The sequence below is a fragment of the Wolbachia endosymbiont of Drosophila baimaii genome, assembly GCF_028982185.1.
Taxonomy (GTDB): domain Bacteria; phylum Pseudomonadota; class Alphaproteobacteria; order Rickettsiales; family Anaplasmataceae; genus Wolbachia; species Wolbachia pipientis.
Genome location: NZ_JAPQLE010000105.1, coordinates 1 through 6,840 on the forward strand (window position 1 = coordinate 1; position 6,840 = coordinate 6,840).

Sequence of the window (6,840 nt, forward strand, 5' to 3'; positions counted from 1 at the left end):
GCTAGTTATTCACTATCCATTTTTTAAGTTGGCGTTTTTTAATGTTTTAAATGCTTTATAAGCGTATTTCAGCTTGTGTAGGTAAAAACCTAGAAATTTAATAAAGACATAGAGTGCACATAGTGCAAAAAATTAAACACGAGACGCCAGATACGTGAGTTTTTTTGTCATTTAATCTGTACAGAGAAGATAAATAAATAGCTTCAGTGTTTATGATAAGGGGGCTGGCGAAGTTTGTCAAGGAAGTTTTTGTTTATAACAGTTGTTGCCAAAAACTATGCAAGAAGTCTATTGAAATCGCGTATATCGATCGTTGTAAAATCACAAAATTGCTCTGTAGAGCTATGCCCTGTAATAATTACTATACCATTTTGCTCAGAGCGTATTGAGATTAGGTTCAGCACTAATTCACACGTTGCACTATCAAGATTACAAAATGGTTCATCTATCAGCCAAACGTTTGCATTAGAAATCAAGAGGCGAGCAAGCGCAACTCTCCTTTTCCAGCCTGCAGAAAGTTCGCCATATCTAATATTAAGTACAGGTTGCAACTGCAAGCAACAAATAGCTGCCACAATCAATTCTCTAGTATTTCGTATTCCTGCCCAGAATTCTACGTTTTGAGCAACAGTTAAGCTATCTTTACAGGCATTCTTATGGCCTATATAGACCATAGAAGGTATATAGGATTTTGGATCATCATATATATCTTTTCCGCAGTGCCTTATATTGCCTGATACCGGCGGTAAAAGTCCAGATAAACTTCTAATTAAGCTGGTTTTACCACTACCATTTGGACCAGTGATTAGAATCTTTGATTTTAGCTCAGCTTTAAAACTGAGATTCTTAAATAGTACCTTATTATTACGAGCGCAGGATAAATTTTCACATTCAAGCATGGATTATCTGCCCTTCCCCTTATGTTTACCTTGAGTTGAAGCCTGAGCTTTTACAAACAGCTCCCAAAATCCTTTCTGTCCGCCTTCTCTATGTATCAATTGTGCAAAACGCTGCATTAAACCATTACCCATCATAACCATCTTTGTCCATTTACCTACCGGTTTTGCTATGTCAACTATTTCTGGATCTTCTTTATAAACTTGCACATCTTTTTGTTTCTCGCGTAGCGTTTCTTGTTGTTTCATCAACTCTTTTTGCTTATTTTTTTGATATAATTCATTGAATTTTCTGTCTTCTTCCCACTCTTCTTTAAAAACTTTTCTAGGAAATATGATTTTTCTAATGCGATTTTTGTATATTTTTCTCAAAAAGAGAAATACTGCAGCTACAGCAAGTAATGTTACGCTATATAATATGATCTGTGTAAGTGGCATTTCCTGTATCTAATTCATTAAAAATACCCTTGCTGTTATACCATAATTATAGAAATTGTGCAATTTTTTTGCGGGTAAAGACAATATAAAAGCAGTACTGCTCTATTTCGAAAATTGCGCAAATATCTGACGAACGGGCTTGTATGTAATAAGGTTTATTTCTATACTTCTTAAAGAATTTAGAAGTAAAACAAATATGAACTGCTGTAAAACTCATACGTGCAATGAACTGAGGAAGAACGACGTAGAAAAGGAAGTTACCCTTTCTGGATGGTTATATCGTAAGCGCGACCATGGTAACCTAATTTTTGTTGATTTAAGAGACTTCTACGGAATCACTCAGCTAGTATTTAATAATGACAAAGACTTTTTTGATGAGATATCAAATTTAAAATTGGAGAGTGTAATTACTGTTACAGGAATAGTTGAAGCTAGAACTGAAGATACGGTAAACAGCTCTATTTCTACCGGAGAAATCGAGGTGATAGTCAACAATTTGCGCGTTGAGTCGGAAGTTGAGTTCCACTTTGATGAAGAAATAGCAAAAGAAGAAAGAAGTATATTGGCAAGCATTACCGGCGAGCAAGAATACCCAGAAAACATGAGATTTAAATATCGATTTCTTGACTTAAGACGTGAAAAAGTCCGCAACAATATTATTTTGCGCTCACAAATTATTGCAGAGCTCCGCAAGCTCATGATAGAGCGAGGATTTTTAGAGATTCAAACTCCAATACTCACTGCTTCCTCTCCTGAAGGAGCACGCGACTACCTAGTGCCAAGCAGGCTAAATCCTGGCAAGTTCTACGCATTGCCACAAGCTCCGCAGATTTTCAAACAGTTGCTCATGGTTTCAGGGTTTGATAAATATTTCCAAATTGCACCGTGTTTTCGTGATGAAGACGCAAGGGCTGACCGTTCTCCGGGAGAGTTTTATCAGCTAGATCTTGAAATGTCTTTTGTAACTCAAGAAGACATCTTTCAGATTATTGAGTCTACCTTATATAGAGTGTTTGCTAAATTTTCTCGTAAGTCTGTTGATAAAGATTTTCCACGTATTACATATAAAGAAGCAATGCTTAAATATGGTTCTGATAAGCCAGATCTGCGCAATCCACTATTAATCAGCGATGTTACAGAAATTTTTCGTGATTCAGGGTTCAATATTTTCAAAAGCAATATTGAGCGTGGTATGGTAGTGAGAGCCATCCCTGCACCTAAAACAGCAGAGGAACCACGCAGCTTCTTTGATAAAAAGATAGAACATGCGCAAAAAGAATTCGGTGCTAAGGGTCTCGGATATATAACGTTTGATAAAGATGGAACTGCGAAAGGCCCAATTGCTAAATTTCTTGATGAAAATAGGCTAAACCACATAAGAGAAGCAACAAACATAGAGCCAGGAGATAGTGTATTTTTTGCTTCTGACAAAGAGAATGAGGCGGCAAACATTGCAGGAAAAGTACGCACTCTTTTAGGGTCAGAACTCAGTCTTATAGATGATAATATCTTCAAGTTTTGTTGGATCATTGATTTTCCATATTTTGTATATGACGATAAAAGTAAAAAAATCGATTTCTTTCATAACCCATTCTCCATGCCACACGGTGGTCTGAAAGATTTAGAGGACAAAAATCCACTGGATATCCTTGCTTACCAATATGATCTTGTTTGCAATGGAATAGAACTGTCAAGTGGGGCGATTCGTAATAACAAACTGGATATCATGTATAAAGCTTTTGCCATTGCAGGTTATAGCCGGGGAGAAGTTGATACAAGATTCGGTGCACTTGTACGTGCATTCAGATTTGGTGTTCCTCCTCATGGTGGAATAGCACCAGGAGTTGATAGAATAGTTATGCTGCTTGCTGATGAGCCAAATATTCGTGAAGTAATCTGTTTTCCTATGAACCAGCAAGGTGAAGATGTTCTAATGGGTGCTCCTTCCAAGGTGGAGGATAAGCATTTACGTGAGTTGTCTTTGCAGATCATTGAGTGAAAAATCTTATAGCAAGGAGCACCGGTTAATGATATATTAGGTTATGTTAAATCGAAAGATTATGACTAACATCCAAAAGGCAATACTATCGGGCATAATCTGCAACATGATTATATGGTATGAATTAACTCTATTTGGAGTTTTAACACATATAATAAGCAATGTTTTTTTTCCTTCAGAAAGCGATTATTTAAGCACAATCAAATTTCTTGGTAGTTTTGCAATTGGATTTGGATTTAGACCACTTGGTGCATTTATTTTTGGTTACATTGGAGATAAATACGGCAGAAGGAAAATTTTGCTGACTTCCGTAATATTAGCTTCGATATCATCTACTGCAATTGCGATTATACCAAGCTTTAAAGAAATAGGAATATTTTCTCCTATACTGCTTCTGCTTTGTAGAATAACACAAGGAATGGCAGCAGGTGGAGAAACAAGTATCAATTCAGCTTTTTTAATAGAGCATTCAAGCGATAAAAAAAATCTAGGCTTTTTAGGTAGCATGAAAGCTTTTAGTGGTGCTCTTGGTTCTATTACATGCTTTGTAATGATAGCTGTTTGCAAAAAGTTTACAGGTGAAAATTATGAAATTTGGGGCTGGAGGTTGCCCTTCTATTTCTGCTTCATTATGGGCATAATAGGCTTTTTAACAAGATATATAATGGAAGAGAGCTTAGCATATAAAGTGCACGATCAAAATAAAAGCTTATCTAATTCTCCATTTTTAGAGTTAATCAGGGACTATAAAAAAGCATTTGTGATAGCAATTGGACTTGGTATTGCTCAAAATGCAATCGTTTATTCAGCAATCATGTTTTACAACATATCTGTAAAAGAATTTACCCTGTCAGGCATCGATATTAAAAATGTAGTAAGAATTATAAGCGAAATTATATTTGGAACATCTGCAGTGTTGTTCGCAACGTTATCTGATAAAGTTGGGAAGAAAAACGTGATGGTTCCTGTACTAATAGTATTAGCTTGCGCTAGCTTACCGGCATTTTCGCTACTGTCCTATGATAACCACTATGTTATAACGCCCACTTATTGGCTAATAACCATACCAATAAGTGCATCTTTTGGAATATATAATTCTCTTGCTTGCGAGTTATTTCCAACGAAAGTTAGGTGCACGGGCTTTAGCCTCACACATAACATATCTGCAGGAATATTTGGTGGCCTTTCTCCATCCATATGCATGTGGCTTATAGAAAAAACCGAAACAAAACTTGCAGCAGGCATTTATCTTACTGCCTGCGCATTAATTAGCCTAATATCTGTGCTTCAAATTAAAGCCAAAGACAGAAAAGTTGATTGGTGAAATCGTTTCAGTCGAAAAATAGCGCTTCAATGGATTTTTCGATGTGTTTAGTGATAGGAGCAGTGATAGTGATTTCTTTATTGTTTGGCAGTTTTAAAGATAAAGAATGCGAATGAAGGTGAATTTTATTTGCTATCCCATCAATAAAAGCTTTTTTACCACCATATTTACCGTCACCAAGAATAGGGCAATTTATATGAGCTAAATGTGCACGTAACTGATGGGTTCTGCCGGTAATTGGTTGTAATTTTAAATAAGCAACATTGTGTTTGGATTTTGCTATAATTGAAAAATGCGTAGTGGCATTCTGAGGTGAATTTTCATCAACGACCACTTTTTCTTGACCTGAAACATATTTTTTCACCAATGGATAGTCTATTGTTCCACTATCCTTGCTCGGTATGCCAGAAGTTAATGCTAAATAAGTTTTTTTTACTCTTCGTCCTTTAAATTCTTCCATAAGGTATCTGGCAACATTAGCGTTGCGTGCGAATATTATCACTCCACTCGTATCTCTATCTAGCCTATGGACAATTTTAAATGTTTCTCCCTCTCTTATTTGGTCAAGCAAATCACTCATGCTAATCTTTACTTTTACGCCACCTTGAACGATGACCCCTGCGGGTTTGTTTATAGCTAGTATATATTCGTCTTCATATAATATGTTCTCTCTTAGTAGATTCACTAACTTTTCATTATATTTGCGATCAGAATTAGCGTTTTCAATATAATTCAAGTGCTTCAGCGTTATAGTTTGCCCAGAATTTACTCTATCACTGGACTTTGCTTTGCAATCATCAACTTTGATTAATCCTTTCCTTAAAGATTTTTCAATTACAGATTGCTTTAGATCAGGAAAGATTCTTCTGATGTACCTATCCAGCCTAACGTTATCGTCTTCTATTAATATGGTTTTTATACTTTGTAGCATTCCATTATTTATAATGAATATCTAGTGAAATGTCAATTATTGGTGTCATTCCAGTGTCAAGCACTGGAATGACACCGAAGGGGCTACTGCCGTCATAAAGGAACCAGTGTCAGCTACTCGGATGACAGGAGAAGGAGACTACTGAGATGACAGCTAGCCTGACAACCGTCATCCCGCTGCTTGTTAGCGGGATCTAGAGATACCGCGAATGAATCGCGGTATGACGGTTCGCGGCGGCATGACGTAGAGCTTGCGTTAGATATACTTTTATACTCACCAACTCAGCTGGATCCAAGTAGTCAGAGCACTGGGATGACAAAAAAAGGAGGGCACTTGGATGACGGGAGAAGGAGCTATTTGGATGATATCGTTTACTATACCATACGCGTCAAGTTAAGGAAATAAAGGTATGAAAGAGATAGAATAATAAGGTATAAGTTCTCCCAGATGTACTTTTAGTGAGAGAACCAATGAATAAAATAACTTGCTTATCAAAAAAGCTCAAAGAATTTTTTAATGAAAAAGCAGACAAAATCTCAATTACAACAAGGTTTATAAAAAGAAAGAGAAAGCTAAAAGGCTCATCGTTCGTAAAAGTCATAGTCTTGGGTAATATAGGGGTTGATAATTGTAGCGTAGAAACAATGTGTCAATTACTAAACGAGGACTCGATAGATATAACAAAACAAGGTTTGGATTTTAGATTTACTGAAGAAGCAGTGGAATTTATGAAAAGGATGTATAATGAATCTGTGGTTCTCTTTAAAAATATCTTGCAAGTTGATTGCAAAATCTTACAGCAATTTAATAGTGTTAAATTATTGGACAGTAGCTATATTACTCTACCTAACAGTATGGAAGAGATGTATAAAGGTTATGGTACTAGCTACAGTGGCTATGAAAGCAATACTAAGTCTAGAATAAAGTTACAATTAGTTTTCGATTACATGAATCAGATAATAGACCAACTTAATTTAACGGAGGGAATAAGATCAGACCAGGGATATAGGAAACATTTAAGTAATATATCAAGCAATGATTTGCTAATATCTGATCTCGGTTATTTTGTGCCAAGTTCTTTTAAACAAATCAATGAAATAGGAGCTTATTTCATAAGTCGTCGATACCAACGTATATGATGTAGAAACAAATCAAAAAATGGAGTTATTAGAATGTTTAGAGATTTTTAGAAAACGAAGTATTGTTAGGAAAAGAAGCAAAAATTAGAGTAAGAATTATATGTCAGAAACTA

Annotated in this window: 5 protein-coding genes and 1 pseudogene; 3 read left to right on the forward strand and 3 right to left on the reverse strand. The window is 35.8% G+C overall.

From position 1 onward, the window contains the following. Nucleotides 1-275: 275 nt before the first annotated feature. Nucleotides 276-899, reverse strand: a complete 624-nt coding sequence (ccmA, locus tag OZD66_RS03495) for a heme ABC exporter ATP-binding protein CcmA (RefSeq protein WP_182366792.1) — start codon at nucleotides 897-899, stop codon at nucleotides 276-278. Between the two features lie 3 nt (nucleotides 900-902). Further along, nucleotides 903-1,334: a hypothetical protein gene (locus tag OZD66_RS03500; protein WP_174515653.1), complete on the reverse strand. Its 432-nt coding sequence runs from the start codon at nucleotides 1,332-1,334 to the stop codon at nucleotides 903-905. 196 nt (nucleotides 1,335-1,530) lie between these two features. Between OZD66_RS03500 and aspS the strand changes: the two genes are divergently transcribed. Together aspS and OZD66_RS03510 are read left to right on the forward strand one after the other, a co-directional pair. After that, entirely contained in the window at nucleotides 1,531-3,333 is a 1,803-nt protein-coding gene (aspS, locus tag OZD66_RS03505) for an aspartate--tRNA ligase (protein ID WP_182366796.1), read from the forward strand. A gap of 61 nt (nucleotides 3,334-3,394) precedes the next feature. Beyond that, entirely contained in the window at nucleotides 3,395-4,657 is a 1,263-nt protein-coding gene (locus OZD66_RS03510) for an MFS transporter (RefSeq protein WP_182366800.1), read from the forward strand. A 7-nt stretch (nucleotides 4,658-4,664) separates the two neighbouring features. On the opposite strand, the gene OZD66_RS03515 is transcribed toward OZD66_RS03510, so the two are convergent. Then, nucleotides 4,665-5,588 (reverse strand): RluA family pseudouridine synthase, encoded by a 924-nt coding sequence (locus OZD66_RS03515; protein WP_006279888.1) that lies wholly within the window; start codon nucleotides 5,586-5,588, stop codon nucleotides 4,665-4,667. 470 nt (nucleotides 5,589-6,058) lie between these two features. On the opposite strand from OZD66_RS03515, the pseudogene OZD66_RS03520 reads away from it, so the two are divergent. Then, nucleotides 6,059-6,840: pseudogene (locus OZD66_RS03520) on the forward strand (IS4 family transposase); the annotation flags it as partial.

Bases quoted from the DNA above. Each gene is read 5' to 3' on its own strand.
- OZD66_RS03515 (WP_006279888.1), bottom strand. From the start codon at position 5,588: ATGCTACAAAGTATAAAAACCATATTAATAGAAGACGATAACGTTAGG.
- ccmA (WP_182366792.1), bottom strand. From the start codon at position 899: ATGCTTGAATGTGAAAATTTATCCTGCGCTCGTAATAATAAGGTACTA.
- OZD66_RS03510 (WP_182366800.1), top strand. From the start codon at position 3,395: ATGACTAACATCCAAAAGGCAATACTATCGGGCATAATCTGCAACATG.
- OZD66_RS03500 (WP_174515653.1), bottom strand. From the start codon at position 1,334: ATGCCACTTACACAGATCATATTATATAGCGTAACATTACTTGCTGTA.
- aspS (WP_182366796.1), top strand. From the start codon at position 1,531: ATGAACTGCTGTAAAACTCATACGTGCAATGAACTGAGGAAGAACGAC.